Origin of the sequence: Klebsiella sp. YJ (assembly GCF_002108615.1) — a bacterium.
Lineage (GTDB): Bacteria > Pseudomonadota > Gammaproteobacteria > Enterobacterales > Enterobacteriaceae > Klebsiella > Klebsiella planticola.
The window spans coordinates 25180-41550 of record NZ_MTEG01000010.1 but is presented as its reverse complement, the minus strand read 5'-3'; the positions used below and the strand labels follow the sequence as shown (position 1 = coordinate 41550).

Below are 16371 nucleotides of genomic sequence, written 5' to 3'. Positions count from 1 at the left end.
ATACCCGCTTGCGCTTCCCCCGCTCGCGATGTTATTAACAACACCATCCGTCATTTTTTGCTATGAGTCATCGTATGAATACGAGCGCGACCATTACGGCGTCGCTGCGCCGCATCACCGCTGAAGATAATGCAGCTATCGCCAACGTTATCCGCCAGGTTTCTGCGGAATACGGCCTGACGGCCGATAAAGGCTATACGGTCGCCGACCCTAACCTCGATGAGCTTTTTGAGCTCTACAGCCAGCCGGGCTCCGCCTATTGGGTGGTTGAACAGGAGGGTCAGGTGGTCGGCGGCGGCGGCATTGCCCCGCTGGCGCATAGCGAACCGGATATCTGCGAACTACAGAAAATGTATTTTATGACCTCTGCCCGTGGCCAGGGGCTGGCGAAAAAGCTGGCGCTGCTGGCGTTAGATTATGCCCGCGAGCAGGGTTTCAAACGCTGCTATCTGGAAACCACCGCTTTCCTGAAAGAAGCCGTCGGGCTGTATGAGCGCCTGGGCTTCGAACATATCGACGGGCCGCTTGGCTGCACCGGTCATGTCGATTGCGAAGTGCGGATGCTGAAAACGCTGTAACGGCTCGTCGCCGTCAGCCGCGGTTCCCCGGTCACGCGATAGTTACCGGGGCGACGGCTCTCCCCCCTCAGGTTACCCGGCGGTTTGGTAGCCCGGACAGGCGCGGAACGCACCGCCTCCGGGGAAAGGCTCTTTACGCCGCGACCATCGGCACGCCGCTGTGGAAACGGAATTCGGCCTCCGGGGCGTTAATCAGCGCCGCCTCCGCCTCGCCAAGCTGGTGAATACGTTCGCTGATATCCTCTTCGGCAATCTGCTGCGCCAAATCCAGATAGTCCTGATAGTGCCGCGCTTCGGAGCGCAGCAGCGACAGATAGAACTTTTGCAGATCGTCATTCAGCCACGGCGCCAGCGCGGCAAAGCGCTCGCAGGAGCGCGCTTCAATGTAGGCGCCGCAAATCAGCTTATCGATCAGCATCACCGGTTCGTGGGAGCGCACCTCTCTGCGCAACCCGCGGGCATAATTACTGGCGGTGATTTTGACGTACGGGATGTCGTGGGCCTGCATCATTTCCCGCACCTGCCAGAAATGGTGCAGCTCTTCTTTAATCAGCAGTACCATGCTGTCCACCAGCTGACGGCTCCAGGGATCGTCGGTTTGCGGCATGGCGCTTTTATTAATTCGTTTATGCAGCGCGATGAAATCCGGCTCGGGCCCCCAGCGATAGGTAAAGTCCTCATACGGCTTCAGGCAGGCCAGCAGCTCGTCGGCCCCTTGTTTATCAGCAACATATTTACGCACCAGCAGCAGCGCGTTTTGCGCCGCTTTTAGCTCGCAGACCATATGATCAGTCAGCAGCAGCGGGAGATTTTCCGGCTTACGGGCTTCATCGATCCACGCCTGTGGCGTTGGGCAGTGCAGGAAGTGACGTACGGGGGCGAGTATTTGCGGGTAGTCCATTGAGGTTCCTTGCTATACGGTAACGGCTGCCGGCCGTTATCGCATCCAAACAGACACAATTATTGTTCAGGGTATAACGAGACGAAAACCCCGACAACATAGAGAACGATGTCGCCGGGGTTCCTGTGCGTAGCCAGCAAAGACGCGGCCTGAAGGATGACGTGCAGATTTACTTAGTGGCGAACGCCGTCATCGTCTTCATCGACGAGATCGTCGTCATCTTCTTCATCGCCCTCTTCACCGTTCGGGTCTTCATAGTAAGTGCCCCAACCGTCATATTCGACGCCGAATTTTTCCGCCAGCGTCATCAGTTGCTCAACCTGGGCATCAATCAGCTCCACCTTCAGGGCGCTTTCGCTCAGGATGTCACAGCAGATAACCACTTCGCCTTCTTCCACTTCCAGCTCTTCCGGCTCGGTCACTTCGTAACCCAGCTTGAAGGCCTCGACAGCCACTTTCTCCAGCGTTTCAAAGTCGTCGGCAGAGAGATGGTGTTCAATGGTGTACAGCGCGTCCGGATCGCTGCCGTCTTCGAGCAGCTCTTCGATAATCAGACGCGTTTCTTCACGCTGTTCTTCCAGTAGTTCCGGGTTTGCCATGGCTCGTTCCTCATAATGTGCGGCAGATACTTCTATTGTCACATACCGCCGTGATTGCCTCCACCTTTGTGCGAAAGATTTGTGTCACGGGGTTGCAAATGAATATTCATACATATAAATTGAATTTTAATTCAATAAGGGGCTTAAGCCATGTGAGGGAATCATGTCCGCGTTTTACCAGAAGCATTTTTTAAAGTTACTCGATTTTACCCCTGCGGAAATCACCGCCCTGCTGAAGCTGGCGGCCAGACTGAAAACCGATAAAAAAAACGGTATTGAAATCCAGCATCTGGCTGGAAAAAACATCGCGCTCATCTTCGAAAAAGACTCTACCCGGACACGATGCTCTTTCGAAGTTGCCGCATTTGATCAGGGTGCCCGCGTCACTTATCTCGGGCCAAGCGGCAGCCAGATCGGCCATAAAGAATCCATTAAGGATACCGCCCGCGTGCTGGGCCGGATGTATGATGGTATTCAGTACCGCGGCCATGGTCAGGAAGTGGTCGAAACCCTTGCCGAATATGCCGGTGTTCCGGTATGGAACGGCCTGACCAACGAGTTTCATCCTACCCAGCTGCTGGCGGATCTCTTGACCATGCAGGAGCATCTGCCGGGGAAAGCCTTTAACGAAATGACCCTGGTGTATGCAGGCGACGCCCGCAACAACATGGGCAACTCCATGCTCGAAGCCGCGGCCTTGACCGGCCTGGATCTGCGCCTGGTGGCTCCGAAGGCCTGCTGGCCCGAAGAGAATCTGGTGGCGGAATGCCGGGCGCTGGCGCAGAAACACGGCGGCAACATCACGCTGACCGAAGATATCGCGGCGGGCGTGAAAGGGGCCGACTTTATCTACACCGACGTGTGGGTCTCGATGGGCGAAGCCAAAGAGAAATGGGCGGAGCGCATTGCGTTACTGCGCGCTTATCAGGTGAATAGCGACATGATGGCGCTGACCGGTAATCCGCAGGTGAAATTTCTGCACTGTCTGCCCGCGTTCCATGACGATCAAACGACCCTTGGTCAACAGATGGCGGCGGAATACGGCCTGCATGGCGGCATGGAAGTGACTGACGAGGTCTTTGAGTCGCCGGCAAGCATCGTCTTCGATCAGGCGGAAAACCGGATGCACACCATCAAAGCGGTGATGGTGGCGACGCTGAGTAAATAGTCGTTCTCTCGCGGGATGTTCCCGGATTGCGCGACGCTTATCCGGGCAACCAGACTTATCCGGGCTACCTCCCCGTAGCCCCGGTAAGCGTCGCGCCACCCGGGGATTTTTTACGCCATCAGGATCTTCACTACCGCCTTACGCACTTTGGCCGGTTCGCCCACGGTACACAGCGGCTTATGCACTTCTCCCGGGTAAAAGACCACAAAATCGCCCTCGTTCAGAATGACGGTTTGCTCCTGTTCGCCGGCCGACAGAAACGCAATATCTCTCTCCGCCAGCCAGTCGATGTCCGGGGTGCCAGCGGCAGGGCGGGTGCTGAAGGTCATGGCCTCCTGGCCGCGCAGCACAATCTGGATATCCAGATAGCGCGCATGGTATTCCGCGCGGCGGGCGGCAAGAGGTTCGGTCGTATCTTCCGAAATCATATAAAACACGTTGCTACCGTCAATATCGTATTTGCCGGGCGGCGTCTCTTCGCTCACGTGGGCTTTAACGTGCTCAATCGCCTGACGCAACGCGTCCGGCAGCCAGGCCTGCAGATGGTGAATGTGACCAACGATCATAGAACCCCTCAAAGATAAAACAGCTTTTCATTTTTGTTTTTATACGCCCCTTCACACTGCCATACCACCTCTTTTTTACGGTTTTTTGCGCTGGCGCAGCCTTATCGAAGCAATCGTTTTCTTGTTTGTGTACTAATCGCTTGATCCGAAATTTGAGCTGCGTATAATGCCGGTCGATTTGCCGGGAGGAAGCATGGTCTACTGCGTACGACATTCTGTCTTACCGCGTCTGAACACAGGCGCTGGCGTAGCGTTTTTCTTTCCGTTGCTCAATGAATTCTCGAAGCCCCTTATTTAAGGGGCTTTTTTTTTGCCCAGGCGTCAGGAGATAAACATGGCTAACCCGCTATATCAAAAACATATCATTTCCATAAACGATCTCAGCCGAGAAGACCTCGAACTGGTCCTGGCGACCGCTGCAAAACTGAAAGCGAACCCACAGCCGGAACTGCTGAAGCATAAGGTTATCGCCAGCTGTTTCTTTGAAGCCTCCACCCGTACCCGTCTGTCGTTTGAAACCTCGATGCACCGCCTCGGCGCCAGCGTAGTGGGCTTCTCCGACAGCAGCAACACCTCGCTGGGCAAAAAAGGCGAAACCCTGGCCGACACCATTTCGGTCATCAGCACCTACGTCGACGCCATCGTGATGCGTCACCCGCAGGAAGGGGCTTCGCGTCTGGCGACCGAGTTTTCCGGCGGTATCCCGGTCCTTAACGCCGGCGATGGCGCTAACCAGCACCCGACGCAGACCCTGCTGGATCTCTTCACCATCCAGGAAACTCAGCGCCGTCTGGAAAACCTCAACGTCGCGATGGTCGGTGACCTCAAATATGGCCGCACCGTCCATTCGCTGACCCAGGCGCTGGCGAAATTTAACGGCAACCGCTTCTACTTTATCGCCCCGGATGCGCTGGCGATGCCGCAGTACATCCTCGATATGCTGGATGAGAAAGGGATTGCCTGGAGCGTGCACAGCGCCATTGATGAAGTGATGGGAGAGCTGGATATTCTGTACATGACCCGCGTCCAGAAAGAGCGCCTTGACCCGTCGGAATACGCCAACGTCAAAGCGCAGTTTGTCCTGCGCGCCGCCGACCTCGAAGGCGCCCGTCACAATATGAAAGTGCTGCACCCGCTGCCGCGCATTGATGAAATCACCACCGATGTCGATAAAACGCCGCACGCCTGGTACTTCCAGCAGGCCGGCAACGGCATCTTCGCACGCCAGGCGTTACTGGCACTGGTACTGAATAGCGAGCTGGCTCTGTAAGGGGAAACGACCATGACACACGATAATAAACTGCAGGTAGAAGCCATTAAACGTGGCACCGTTATCGACCACATCCCTGCGCAGGTGGGCTTTAAACTGCTGACGTTGTTCAAACTGACCGAAACGGATCAGCGTATCACCATCGGCCTGAACCTGCCGTCAGGTGAAATGGGCCGCAAGGACCTGGTAAAAATTGAGAATACCTTCCTCACCGACGAGCAGGTGAACCAGCTGGCGCTGTATGCCCCGCATGCCACGGTCAACCGCATCGATGATTATGAAGTGGTCGGTAAGTCACGCCCGAATCTGCCGGATCGGATTAACAGCGTGCTGGTCTGCCCGAACAGCAACTGTATCAGCCACGCTGAGCCGGTTTCCTCCAGCTTTGCAGTGAAAAAGCGGGAAAACGATATCGCGCTGAAGTGCAAATATTGTGAAAAAGAGTTTTCGCATTATGTGGTTCTGGCCAACTAATTGAGGTTGGTATTGGCAACCCGGCTCCCTATAATGGCCGGGTTCCCTACGCGCTATCCTTCAAGCTGCTTCTTTGTCGGCCGTGCGGGCGGTTCGCCCCGTGCCGCGTCGATGCAACTCGAAGGATTTTGCGTCACTACTTAATAATGCTGTTATTCAGGAGAACTCATGTCTAAAACTATCGCGACGGAAAATGCACCAGCAGCAATCGGCCCGTATGTTCAGGGTGTTGATCTGGGCAGCATGATCATCACTTCCGGCCAGATCCCCGTCGATCCGAAAACCGGTAGCGTGCCGGAAGATGTCGCCGCGCAGGCGCGTCAGTCTCTGGACAACGTCAAAGCTATCGTTGAAGCCGCAGGCCTGAAAGTCGGCGACATTGTTAAAACCACCGTATTCGTTAAAGATCTCAACGACTTCGCCACCGTGAATGCCGCTTATGAAGCGTTTTTCAGCGAGCATAATGCGACCTTCCCGGCACGTTCCTGTGTGGAAGTGGCTCGCCTGCCGAAAGATGTGAAAATCGAGATCGAAGCGATCGCGATTCGTCGCTAAGCCTCGCATCCCCTCACCCATGCGCCTTTATCGCTGCGCCGGGTGAGGGAGTTTCACTACTCGACCTTCGTCGCCCGCAGCAGTTTTTCCAGCGGATAGACCGCCGCAATCACCAGCTCATCCTGGGTTTTCGCCGCCTCGTCGAGCTGCGCCTGAACCGACGCATACTCTTTATCATCCAGCGTTCCCTGACGCGCCACCAGATCGGTCAACCGTATCCCCAGCGTCGCCAGCTTATCCACCTGCGCCACCACCGGCTTTATCGCCGCCAGCTGATAGCTGTTTTCCGTCAGCGCCTGCGCATCGGCGATATTATTTTGCCAGAGGGTAAAAATATGGCGCAGCGCATCCGCGCTTTCGCTGTCTTCAGCATCGCTGATCAAGCGCGCCGCCCAACGATCGAGGCTGCGCACGGTGGCGCTTTCCGCCGGTAGCGCATCGGCGAGGCGGTTCAGCGGCTCAAACAGATGATAATGATTAGCCTGAAATTTCAGATGCTGGCGGGTGTAGTAGTGCGCCGGCTCCAGCGCCTGAGCGAGAATTTGCAGCGGCAGGGTGCTGCTGCCGTTGGCTAAGCGCGTGAACTGCACCAGCTGCTGGGTATGTTGCTGCAGGCCAACCGACACCGTAGACCAGCTGTCCATCGCCTGGAGCCGCTGATACATGTTATCGCTGTCGTTGACATCCTGCGCCGACCACAACCGCTCCGCCACCGCAAAGGCCCGCGGCCAGAGTTTAATATCCAGCACCGGCGCCGCCACGTTTTCCGCCCACAGCGCCGCCTCACCGCCGAGCAGGTTTTTCTGCTGGTCCGTATCCGGGACCACCGGCGGCGTGCCCTGGGGCACCGCTTCCAGCTTTTTCCCGCTGACCGGATAGCGGGTGTTGCCCAGCAGGAAATAGCCGCCCAGCTTATCGTCGTTCACGCGCAGCACCGGTCGGGTTTCCCCCATCCAGGTGTCGACCCGAAAGGTCAGCCGATCGTCGTCGCCCCATTCAATATCCTGCACCGCACGACGAGATTTGCCTTTGAAATCAATAAAACCGCGCCAGCCGCCCTCGCCTTTAACCAGTGTAAAGCTCCCCTCAACCGCGCTGCCCTTCAGCCGCGGCATCGAGAAGCTCCAGCTCTGCGCGCTGTCGTTATCACTTATCGTATCCACGCCGTTCAGCCCCTGAGGCACAATTTCATTGCGATAGTGATAGGCGGTGTACTGCGGCTGGTCGAGATAGAAACCGGTGGAGAGGATCCCGCGATAGCCCTGTTTTGCCACCTCGCCCAGCGCATCCTGCCCCTGCCAGGACTGAATCAGAATGCTTTTCGGCAGGTCCGGGTGATAAATTTCATCCCAGCCCACCATCTGCCGATGGTATTTTTCGAGGATCGCCTCCAGCCTGCGGTTGAAGTACGCCTGCAGCGCGTGGCTATCGGCCAGCCCCTTCTCGCGCATAAACGCCTGGATAGTCGGATTCGCTTTCCACTGACTGTCGTCAACCTCATCGCCGCCGATATGCAGATACGGGTCCGGGAAAATAGCCGCCAGCTCGCCGATCATCGCCTCGGCAAAGGCGTAGGTGGTCTCTTTGCTGGGATCGAGCACGGGTTTCAGTACGCCCCAATGACGCTCCATGTCGTAGGGCCCCGGAGCGCTCATCAGCTCCGGGTAGGCCACCGCAATCGCGGACGCGTGGCCGGGCATATCGATTTCCGGCACCACGCGAATGCCACGGTCCGCCGCGTAGCGCACCACCTCTTTCATCTGCGCCTGAGTATAAAACAGCCCGTCGCTGGCCTTCTGTTGCAGTTTCGGATACCGCGTGGAAGCGAAGCGCCAGCCCTGATCGTCGGTCAGATGCCAGTGGAAAACGTTCAGTTTAGCCGCCGCCATGCCGTCAATCTGGCGTTTAATAGCCTCCAGCGGTATGAAGTGGCGAGCGGAATCCAGCAGCAGCCCGCGCCACGGGAAGCGCGGCGCATCATCAATCGTGACGTAAGGAATCGCCGTATTTTCAGCGCCGTTGTGCATCAGCTGGAGCAGCGTTTCCATCCCGCGCAGCGCGCCAAACCGGGTATTCGCCTTGAGGGTAACGCCCTCGGCGGTCACCTTCAGCTGGTAGCTTTCATCACTGTCAGGGCGAGGAATCGCCGGCACTTTTTTGGCCACCACCACGTGAATTGTCGGCGTGTTAACCGGCGCCATTTGCGGTTGTAGCGTCCAGCCGGTCTGGCGGGCAATGCGCTCGCGCCAGCGGCCTACGGCGTCGCCGGGCACGTCGCCGGTCACGTTCAGCGTCAGCTGATGATTCAACACCAACGCGCCCGGCGACTGCGGGCGTTCGACGTGAGCCGGCCACGGCATCAGCGGCAGATCGCCGGCCGGAGCGGCATGTGCCATCGCGCCAAATAATAATCCGCTGGTCAGCAGGCCATAACGCACAGAGTTAAGCATGAGTTTTCCTTGTGATGACGGGCCAAAAAAAGCAAAACATTGGGTTAACATGCGCGCAAAAGAGCGTCAAGCAAAGGGGATGACGGGGTTCACAACTTTCTGAGATTTAAGAGAAATGCCAAAAAGACCGTCCTCCCTTGAGGGAGAACGGTCGGCACAAAGAGGGGTTATTGCCAGCCGTAGCGACGGCTGTAGAAGCCTTTTACCATCTGCGTCAGCGTCATGTAGCCTGCCAGAATAGCAATCAGCCACGGGAAGTAGCTCAGCGGCAGGGCCTGCAGCTGCAGATAGCCCGCCAGCGGCGAGAACGGCAGCGCGATACCAACCAGCATCACCACCAGCGTCATGGCAAACAGCGGCCACGCGGCGCGGCTCTGAACAAACGGAATGCGTCGCGTACGGATCATATGCACAATCAGCGTTTGCGACAGCAGCCCTTCAATAAACCAGCCCGACTGGAACAGCGTCTGGGCTTCCGGCACATTGGCCTGGAACACCCACCACATCAGGCAGAAGGTCAGGATATCGAAAATCGAGCTTATCGGGCCAAAGAAGACCATAAAGCGCCCCAGTTCCGAGGGGTTCCAGCGCTGCGGTTTTTGAATCTGCTCGTCGTCGACGTTATCAAACGGGATCGCCACCTGGGATACATCGTACAGCAGGTTCTGGATCAGCAAGTGCAGCGGCAGCATCGGCAGGAACGGCAGAAAGGCGCTCGCCACCAGCACGCTGAAGACGTTACCAAAGTTCGAACTGGCGGTCATTTTGATGTACTTCAGCATGTTGGCGAAAGTGCGGCGTCCTTCGATCACCCCCTCTTCCAGCACCATCAGGCTTTTTTCCAGCAGAATAATATCCGCCGCTTCACGCGCAATATCCACCGCGCCATCCACGGAGATACCGATATCCGCCGCGCGCAGCGCCGGCGCATCGTTGATGCCGTCGCCCATAAAGCCGACCACATGACCTTCGCGTTTAAGCAGCGTGACGATTCGCTCTTTATGTAACGGCGCAAGACGGGCAAACAGGGTCGTGCGTTTGGCCAGCGCCGCCAGCTCGTCATCGCTCATGCCTTCAATCTGGCTACCGGTGACGACCTCGCCGGCGTCCAGACCCACTTCATGGCACACTTTCGCCGCCACCAGCTCGCTATCGCCGGTGAGAATTTTGACGGTAATCCCGCTGGCCTTCAGCGCTTTCAGCGCCGGGGCGGTGGTCTCTTTCGGCGGGTCGAGGAAGGCGATGTAGCCTTCAAGGATCAGATCGGACTCGTCAATGCGCTGATAGTCGCCTTCGCGGGCGGGCAGATATTTGGTCGCCACCGCCACCACGCGCAGCCCCTGGCGATTCAGGGTATCGGTGACGCGTTTGATACGGCGCAGCATGGTATCGTCCAGCGGCACGATTTCACCGTTATGCCGCACCTGAGTCGAGACGTTCAGGATCTCCTGTAGCGCGCCTTTGCAGATCAGCTGATGCACGCCATCCTGTTCACTCACCACCACCGACATACGGCGACGTTCGAAGTCGAACGGAATTTCATCGACTTTCTGCCAGCGTTCAGAAAGCTGGCGCGCCGCATCCAGATCTACGCCTTCCAGCACCGCCTTATCGAGCAGGTTTTTCAACCCGGTCTGATAGTGGCTGTTCAGCCATGCGCAATGCAGAACCCGCTCGCTGACCTTACCGGAAATATCAGTATGGTTTTCCAGCACGATTTTATCCTGAGTCAGGGTGCCGGTTTTATCCGTGCACAGGATGTCCATCGCGCCAAAGTTCTGAATCGCGTCGAGGTGCTTCACAATGACTTTCTGTTTCGACAGCTTCACCGCCCCGCGCGCCAGGGTCGAGGTGACAATCATCGGCAACATCTCCGGCGTCAGGCCTACCGCCACCGAAAGGGCAAACAGCGCCGCTTCCCACCAGTCGCCTTTGGTGTAGCCGTTAATCAGCAGCACCACCGGCGCCATCACCAGCATAAAGCGGATCAACAGCATGCTGACGCGGCTGATACCTTTCTGGAAAGCATTGGGTTCGCTCTCCTGCTCGCTAACCCGCCCGGCCAACTGACCAAACCAGGTGTTGCCGCCGGTGGCGAAGACCATCGCCTGCGCCGACCCGCTCACCACGTTGGTGCCCATAAAGCACAGGGTATCGCACTCAAGCGGGTTGCTCTGCTGCGGGTCGCGGCTGCGGGCCACTTTTTCCACCGGCAGCGATTCACCGGTCAGCGATGCCTGGGCCACGAACAGATCCCGCGCCTGAAGAATACGCAGGTCCGCCGGGATCATATCCCCGGCCGACAGCTTCACGATATCGCCCGGCACCAGGCGGTCAATCGGCAGTTCGCACCAGCGGCTTTCGCCCTGTTCGTTGACCACCCGCAGCACCGTCGCGGTGTTGCTGACCATCGCCTTCAGCGCATCCGCCGCTTTGGTCGAGCGGGCTTCCTGAATGAAATTGAGCAGCGTGGAGATCCCCACCATCAGCGCAATCACGCCGGCAGCAAACAGGTCTTCCGTCGCATACGAGACGATACCCAGCACGGTCAGCAGCAGGTTGAACGGGTTGCGGTAGCAGGTCCAGAGGTGCACCCACCACGGCGCCGGTTTTTGCGCCGGAATTTGGTTATCGCCGTGGCGGGCAATTTTCTGCGCAACCTCGGCATCGTTAAGCCCTTCCGGGTGGCTTTCGAAGGCGCGCCAGATTTCATTTTCGTCCATCGCCGCCACGTTCAGGCAGTGCTTACCCAGCGAATCCGGAATCGGCGCGGTGGCCAGATTGCGGGCATCAGGTAACGGATCGCGCTGAACCAGTCGGCGCGGCAAATGGCGGCTGAGCTGTGCAAACAGCTGCCGGGTGATATTTTTCAGCATAAACAGTCCCTCCACGCTCTTACAAAAGAACGCGGCAAAACAGACAGGCACGATACAACCTTACCTGTCCGGTATTATTTTTTTATGGCAGGGACATCAAGGACGTCACTGCTTTACGCTTCCGGTAAAGCAGTGCTAAGCAGGCTTACCGGAAAAGGATATAACTCCATCGAGGATGAGGAGTGGGATCGGGGTCCATATAATCTCCGGTAAGTGAGTAAAAGCGGCGCGAGAGTACCGCGAACAACAGGCAATTTATAGCCACTGTCTTAATGATAACCCCGCGTAACTAAACAAGACGTAAACCAGACTTTGCTCATTGCGGTTTGGTTGAGTAGCATTAGGCTCACTTTTATCGGACCACGACGAGACCTCTGCATGCAAAACCGGCTGACCATCAAAGATATCGCGCGCTTAAGCGGCGTCGGGAAATCGACGGTATCCCGCGTGCTTAATAATGAAAGCGGCGTCAATGAGCGCACCCGTGAACGGGTCGAGGCGGTGATGCAGCAGCACGGCTTCTCGCCCTCCCGCTCAGCGCGGGCGATGCGTGGTCAAAGCGATAAAGTGGTCGCGATTATCGTCACCCGTCTTGACTCGCTGTCGGAAAACCTTGCCGTACAGACGATGCTGCCCGCCTTTTACGAGCAGGGTTACGATCCGATTATGATGGAAAGTCAGTTCTCTCCCGCGCTGGTCGGCGAGCACCTTGGGATCCTCGCCCGCCGCAATATCGACGGCGTGGTGCTGTTCGGCTTTACCGGCATTACCGAAGAGATGTTGACGCCGTGGCGGGAATCGATGGTGCTGCTGGCCCGCGACGCGCCGGGATTCGCCTCCGTCTGCTACGACGACAACGGCGCGGTGAACATGCTGATGCAGCGTCTGTACGATGGCGGCCATCGGCATATCAGCTTCCTCGGGGTACCGCATAGCGACGTCACCACCGGGCAACGCCGCCATCAGGCCTACCTCAATTTTTGCGAGCAGCACCAGTTGACCCCGTCTGCCGCCCTGCCGGGACTGGCCATGAAACAGGGCTATGAAAATGTCGCCAGCGTGCTGACCCCCGATACCAGCGCGCTGCTGTGCGCGACCGATACCCTCGCCCTCGGCGCCAGCAAGTATTTGCAAGAGCAACGTATTGGACATCTGCAGGTCGCCAGCGTCGGCAGTACGCCGCTGATGAAGTTCCTCCATCCGGAAATCCTGACCGTGAATCCCGGTTACGCCGAGGCCGGTCGCCAGGCGGCCCAACAGCTGATCGCCCAGATCGGCGGCCAGGCAGAACCACGTCAAATCGTCATTCCCGCCGCGCTGATTTAAGCTCGTTTGTTGGATTTATGTGATCGTTGCTGCGTTTCGGGAACGTTCCCATTTTGAAAGTTGAACGGAGCGGTTAGGATTCGTCTCAGGTCATTACGCAATCTCTTCCCTCTGTTTTGAGGCCTCATAATGAGCAAAGTAAATCAGCAGGACATCGATAAATTAATCGAACTGGTCGGCGGGCGCGATAACATTGCGACCGTCAGTCACTGTATTACCCGTCTACGCTTTGTGCTGAACAATCCGGCCATCGCCAAACCAAAAGAAATTGAGCAGCTTCGCATGGTGAAAGGCTGCTTTACCAACGCCGGGCAGTTCCAGGTGGTGATCGGCACAGAAGTCGGCGATTACTACAAAGCCCTGCTGGCGACCACCGGCAAAGCGTCTGCCGATAAGGAACAGGCCAAGCAGGCGGCGCGGCAAAATATGAAGTGGCACGAGCAGCTGATCTCGCATTTTGCCGAGATCTTCTTCCCGCTGCTGCCGGCGCTGATCAGCGGCGGTCTGATCCTCGGTTTCCGTAACGTGATCGGCGATCTGCCGATGAGCAACGGGCAAACGCTGGCGCAAATGCACCCGTCGCTGAAAACCATTTATGACTTCCTGTGGCTGATTGGCGAAGCCATCTTCTTCTACCTGCCGGTGGGTATCTGCTGGTCAGCGGTGAAGAAAATGGGCGGCACGCCGATCCTCGGCATCGTGCTCGGCGTCACGCTGGTCTCTCCACAGCTGATGAACGCTTATATGCTGGGCCAGCAGGTGCCGGAAGTATGGAACTTCGGCCTGTTTACGATTGCGAAGGTCGGCTACCAGGCGCAGGTCATCCCGGCGCTGCTGGCGGGTCTGGCGCTCGGCTTTATCGAAACACGCCTGAAACGCATCGTGCCTGACTACCTCTATCTGGTGGTGGTGCCGGTCTGCTCCCTGATTCTGGCGGTGTTCCTCGCCCACGCCTTTATCGGTCCGTTTGGCCGCATGATCGGCGATGGCGTCGCCTTTGCCGTGCGCCACCTGATGACCGGTAGCTTCGCGCCGATTGGCGCCGCGCTGTTCGGCTTCCTCTACGCTCCATTGGTCATTACCGGGGTCCATCAGACCACGCTGGCTATCGATATGCAGATGATTCAAAGCATGGGCGGTACGCCGGTATGGCCGCTGATTGCGCTGTCCAACATCGCTCAGGCTTCGGCAGTGGTCGGGATTATTATCGCCAGCCGCAAACAGAACGAACGTGAGATCTCGGTGCCGGCCGCTATCTCGGCCTACCTCGGGGTAACCGAACCGGCGATGTACGGGATCAACCTGAAATACCGCTTCCCGATGCTCTGCGCGATGATCGGCTCGGGTCTTGCCGGCTTGCTGTGCGGCCTGAATGGCGTCATGGCGAACGGGATCGGCGTCGGTGGGCTGCCGGGCATCCTCTCCATTCAACCGACTTACTGGCAGGTGTACGGTTTAGCAATGGTCATCGCGGTAGTGGTGCCGATTGTGCTCACCACCGTCGTTTATCAGCGTAAGTTCCGTCAGGGCACATTACAGATTGTCTGATTTTTTCTTCCGGGGCGCGCTGGCGCCCCTTCGTTGTAGCAGGAAAGCGATATGAATACCCTCCCCCACTGGTGGCAAAACGGCGTTATTTATCAAATTTATCCGAAGAGTTTCCAGGACACGACCGGCAGCGGTACCGGCGATCTGCGTGGGGTCACCTCGCGCCTCGACTATCTGCAAAAACTTGGCGTGGACGCCATCTGGCTGACGCCTTTCTACGTCTCTCCGCAGGTCGATAACGGCTACGATGTCGCGAACTATACCGCCATCGACCCCACTTACGGCACGCTGGATGATTTCGACGAACTGGTCGCTCAGGCGAAAGCCCGCGGGATCCGTATCGTGCTGGATATGGTTTTCAACCATACCTCTACCGCCCACGCCTGGTTCCGCGAGTCGTTGAATAAAGCGAGCCCGTACCGCCAGTTTTATATCTGGCGCGATGGCGAACCGACAACGCCGCCCAATAACTGGCGTTCGAAGTTTGGCGGCAACGCCTGGCAGTGGCACGCGGAGAGCGGACAGTACTACCTGCATCTGTTCGCCGCAGAGCAGGCGGATCTCAACTGGGAAAACCCGGCGGTCCGTGCGGAACTCAAAAAGGTGTGCGAGTTCTGGGCCGACCGCGGCGTCGACGGCCTGCGCCTCGATGTGGTCAACCTGATTTCGAAAGATCAAACCTTCCCGTCGGATACCCAGGGCGATGGCCGCCGTTTTTATACCGACGGTCCGCGGGTCCACGAGTTCCTGCAGGAGATGAGCCGCGATATCTTTACGCCGCGCAACCTGATGACGGTCGGCGAGATGTCCTCCACCTCGCTGGAACATTGCCAGCAATATGCCGCCCAGGACGGCCGCGAGCTGTCGATGACCTTTAACTTCCACCATCTGAAGGTGGACTATCCCGGCGGCGAAAAATGGACCCTTGCGCGCCCGGACTACGTGGCGCTGAAAGCACTGTTCAGCCACTGGCAGCAGGGCATGCACAACCGGGCGTGGAATGCGCTGTTCTGGTGTAACCACGATCAGCCGCGCATCGTGTCGCGTTTTGGCGATGAAGGGGAATACCGGGTACCGGCGGCGAAAATGCTGGCGATGGTCCTGCACGGCATGCAGGGCACTCCCTACATTTATCAGGGCGAAGAGATTGGCATGACCAATCCGCACTTCTCGCAGATCGGCGATTATCGCGACGTCGAGAGTCACAACATGTTTATTGAGCGCTCGGTGCAGGGGGAGGCGCCCGATGAGCTGCTGGCGATTCTGGCGAGTAAATCGCGCGACAACAGCCGCACGCCGATGCAGTGGGACGCTCGCGACCAGGGCGGATTTACCGCCGGTGAACCGTGGATTGCGCTGTGCGATAACTATCGGACGATTAACGTCGAGGCGGCGCTGGCGGATGCGGATTCGGTCTTTTACACCTACCAGCGGCTGATTGCGCTGCGTAAAACCACGCCGGTTCTGACCTGGGGTGATTACCTGGACCTGCTGCCTGAGCATCCGTCGCTGTGGTGTTATCGCCGTCAGTGGCAGGGGAAAACGCTGGTCGTCGCGGCGAACCTGAGCCGCGAGTTCCAGAGCTGGCAGCCGGAGGAGGTGGACGGCGACTGGCAGGTATTGATGAGCAATTACGCGGAAGCGGCAAATCGCCCTGCCGCCATGACCCTGCGGCCGTTTGAAGCAGTCTGGTGGCTGCAGGCGTAACCCCTGGAACGCTGCCTAGAACCGGGCTACGGGTTCGCAAAATTAGGCGAGCCCATAGCCCGTAGCTGGCACGCTATGCCCTGCTGCTGCGCGTCGATCTGCGCCATGACACCCTGATGGCCTGACGCATGGCATTTCCGGCCTGAATACTTCCCCCTTCAGGCCAATTTTTGCTTATTTTATAGTCAGATAAATTTACATAACTGCCAGCGCCCACCATCCGTACTCTCGTCTTTTTACTTTGTTCTGCGTCAATAAAATCGCAAACATCTTTGATGCAAATCACTACATATAGAACTTAGAATGCATCCCGGCCCTACATCTTGTATTAATCGTCTATTATGTCAGCACAT

Annotated in this window: 17 protein-coding genes; 11 read left to right on the top strand and 6 right to left on the bottom strand. The window is 57.5% G+C overall.

Annotated features, from left to right (window positions below; all coding sequences use genetic code 11):
* Nucleotides 1-74 precede the first annotated feature (74 nt).
* Nucleotides 75-578: a GNAT family N-acetyltransferase gene (locus BV390_RS12245; RefSeq protein ID WP_032689769.1), complete on the top strand. Its 504-nt coding sequence runs from the start codon at nt 75-77 to the stop codon at nt 576-578.
* A gap of 133 nt (nt 579-711) precedes the next feature.
* Here the strand turns inward: BV390_RS12245 and miaE are convergent, their stop codons facing one another.
* Nucleotides 712-1479 (bottom strand): tRNA isopentenyl-2-thiomethyl-A-37 hydroxylase MiaE, encoded by a 768-nt coding sequence (miaE, locus tag BV390_RS12240; protein WP_032689770.1) that lies wholly within the window; start codon nt 1477-1479, stop codon nt 712-714.
* Nucleotides 1480-1652: 173 nt separating this feature from the next.
* Nucleotides 1653-2078, bottom strand: coding sequence for a ribonuclease E inhibitor RraB (gene rraB, locus BV390_RS12235; RefSeq protein WP_004857292.1), 426 nt, complete (start codon nt 2076-2078; stop codon nt 1653-1655).
* Between the two features lie 98 nt (nt 2079-2176).
* Here rraB and argL point away from each other — a divergent pair, with 98 nt between their 5' ends.
* Together argL and argF are read left to right on the top strand one after the other, a co-directional pair.
* Nucleotides 2177-2272: a putative translational regulatory protein ArgL gene (argL, locus tag BV390_RS32095; protein WP_371033352.1), complete on the top strand. Its 96-nt coding sequence runs from the start codon at nt 2177-2179 to the stop codon at nt 2270-2272.
* Nucleotides 2242-3246 (top strand): ornithine carbamoyltransferase, encoded by a 1005-nt coding sequence (gene argF, locus BV390_RS12230; protein WP_046853201.1) that lies wholly within the window; start codon nt 2242-2244, stop codon nt 3244-3246. The genes argL and argF overlap by 31 nt, the downstream gene beginning before the upstream one ends.
* Nucleotides 3247-3356: 110 nt before the next feature.
* Here the strand turns inward: argF and BV390_RS12225 are convergent, their stop codons facing one another.
* Entirely contained in the window at nt 3357-3812 is a 456-nt protein-coding gene (locus BV390_RS12225) for a NanQ anomerase/TabA/YiaL family protein (RefSeq protein WP_032698304.1), read from the bottom strand.
* 193 nt (nt 3813-4005) lie between these two features.
* On the opposite strand from BV390_RS12225, the gene BV390_RS12220 reads away from it, so the two are divergent.
* The 5 genes from BV390_RS12220 (at nt 4006) to ridA (ending at nt 6111) form a co-directional block, all read left to right on the top strand.
* Entirely contained in the window at nt 4006-4110 is a 105-nt protein-coding gene (locus tag BV390_RS12220) for a pyrBI operon leader peptide (RefSeq protein WP_015585298.1), read from the top strand.
* Nucleotides 4085-4144, top strand: coding sequence for a pyrBI operon leader peptide (locus tag BV390_RS31930; RefSeq protein ID WP_112150686.1), 60 nt, complete (start codon nt 4085-4087; stop codon nt 4142-4144). The genes BV390_RS12220 and BV390_RS31930 overlap by 26 nt, the downstream gene beginning before the upstream one ends.
* Before the next feature lie 2 nt (nt 4145-4146).
* A complete protein-coding gene (pyrB, locus tag BV390_RS12215) occupies nt 4147-5082 on the top strand; it encodes an aspartate carbamoyltransferase (RefSeq protein ID WP_085396969.1) in 936 nt (311 codons plus the stop codon).
* 12 nt (nt 5083-5094) lie between these two features.
* Nucleotides 5095-5556, top strand: a complete 462-nt coding sequence (gene pyrI, locus BV390_RS12210) for an aspartate carbamoyltransferase regulatory subunit (protein WP_004857283.1) — start codon at nt 5095-5097, stop codon at nt 5554-5556.
* 168 nt (nt 5557-5724) lie between these two features.
* A complete protein-coding gene (gene ridA / locus BV390_RS12205) occupies nt 5725-6111 on the top strand; it encodes a 2-iminobutanoate/2-iminopropanoate deaminase (RefSeq protein ID WP_032689775.1) in 387 nt (128 codons plus the stop codon).
* Nucleotides 6112-6167: 56 nt separating this feature from the next.
* On the opposite strand, the gene BV390_RS12200 is transcribed toward ridA, so the two are convergent.
* The 3 genes from BV390_RS12200 to mgtL form a co-directional block, all read right to left on the bottom strand.
* A complete protein-coding gene (locus BV390_RS12200) occupies nt 6168-8561 on the bottom strand; it encodes a beta-N-acetylhexosaminidase (RefSeq protein WP_085396968.1) in 2394 nt (797 codons plus the stop codon).
* 167 nt (nt 8562-8728) lie between these two features.
* The gene (mgtA, locus tag BV390_RS12195) at nt 8729-11437 is read right to left on the bottom strand and encodes a magnesium-translocating P-type ATPase (RefSeq protein WP_032698306.1); all 2709 of its coding nucleotides are present in this window, start codon (nt 11435-11437) and stop codon (nt 8729-8731) included.
* A gap of 145 nt (nt 11438-11582) precedes the next feature.
* Nucleotides 11583-11636 carry a mgtA regulatory leader peptide MgtL gene (gene mgtL, locus BV390_RS31925; protein WP_155417144.1) on the bottom strand — a complete coding sequence of 18 codons (54 nt, stop codon included), beginning with the start codon at nt 11634-11636 and terminating at the stop codon, nt 11583-11585.
* Nucleotides 11637-11815: 179 nt separating this feature from the next.
* Between mgtL and treR the strand changes: the two genes are divergently transcribed.
* The 3 genes from treR (at nt 11816) to treC (ending at nt 16018) form a co-directional block, all read left to right on the top strand.
* A complete protein-coding gene (treR, locus tag BV390_RS12190; protein ID WP_032697178.1) occupies nt 11816-12763 on the top strand; it encodes a trehalose operon repressor TreR in 948 nt (315 codons plus the stop codon).
* Between the two features lie 129 nt (nt 12764-12892).
* On the top strand, nt 12893-14311 hold the full coding sequence (gene treB / locus BV390_RS12185; protein ID WP_032689779.1) for a PTS trehalose transporter subunit IIBC: 1419 nt from the start codon (nt 12893-12895) through the stop codon (nt 14309-14311).
* Nucleotides 14312-14362: 51 nt separating this feature from the next.
* On the top strand, nt 14363-16018 hold the full coding sequence (gene treC / locus BV390_RS12180) for an alpha,alpha-phosphotrehalase (protein WP_085396967.1): 1656 nt from the start codon (nt 14363-14365) through the stop codon (nt 16016-16018).
* Nucleotides 16019-16371 lie beyond the last annotated feature (353 nt).

Coding starts and splice junctions, on each gene's coding strand:
- BV390_RS12245 (WP_032689769.1), top strand. CDS start 75: ATGAATACGAGCGCGACCATTACGGCGTCGCTGCGCCGCATCACCGCT.
- miaE (WP_032689770.1), bottom strand. CDS start 1,479: ATGGACTACCCGCAAATACTCGCCCCCGTACGTCACTTCCTGCACTGC.
- rraB (WP_004857292.1), bottom strand. CDS start 2,078: ATGGCAAACCCGGAACTACTGGAAGAACAGCGTGAAGAAACGCGTCTG.
- argL (WP_371033352.1), top strand. CDS start 2,177: ATGAATATTCATACATATAAATTGAATTTTAATTCAATAAGGGGCTTA.
- argF (WP_046853201.1), top strand. CDS start 2,242: ATGTCCGCGTTTTACCAGAAGCATTTTTTAAAGTTACTCGATTTTACC.
- BV390_RS12225 (WP_032698304.1), bottom strand. CDS start 3,812: ATGATCGTTGGTCACATTCACCATCTGCAGGCCTGGCTGCCGGACGCG.
- BV390_RS12220 (WP_015585298.1), top strand. CDS start 4,006: ATGGTCTACTGCGTACGACATTCTGTCTTACCGCGTCTGAACACAGGC.
- pyrB (WP_085396969.1), top strand. CDS start 4,147: ATGGCTAACCCGCTATATCAAAAACATATCATTTCCATAAACGATCTC.
- pyrI (WP_004857283.1), top strand. CDS start 5,095: ATGACACACGATAATAAACTGCAGGTAGAAGCCATTAAACGTGGCACC.
- ridA (WP_032689775.1), top strand. CDS start 5,725: ATGTCTAAAACTATCGCGACGGAAAATGCACCAGCAGCAATCGGCCCG.
- BV390_RS12200 (WP_085396968.1), bottom strand. CDS start 8,561: ATGCTTAACTCTGTGCGTTATGGCCTGCTGACCAGCGGATTATTATTT.
- mgtA (WP_032698306.1), bottom strand. CDS start 11,437: ATGCTGAAAAATATCACCCGGCAGCTGTTTGCACAGCTCAGCCGCCAT.
- treR (WP_032697178.1), top strand. CDS start 11,816: ATGCAAAACCGGCTGACCATCAAAGATATCGCGCGCTTAAGCGGCGTC.
- treB (WP_032689779.1), top strand. CDS start 12,893: ATGAGCAAAGTAAATCAGCAGGACATCGATAAATTAATCGAACTGGTC.
- treC (WP_085396967.1), top strand. CDS start 14,363: ATGAATACCCTCCCCCACTGGTGGCAAAACGGCGTTATTTATCAAATT.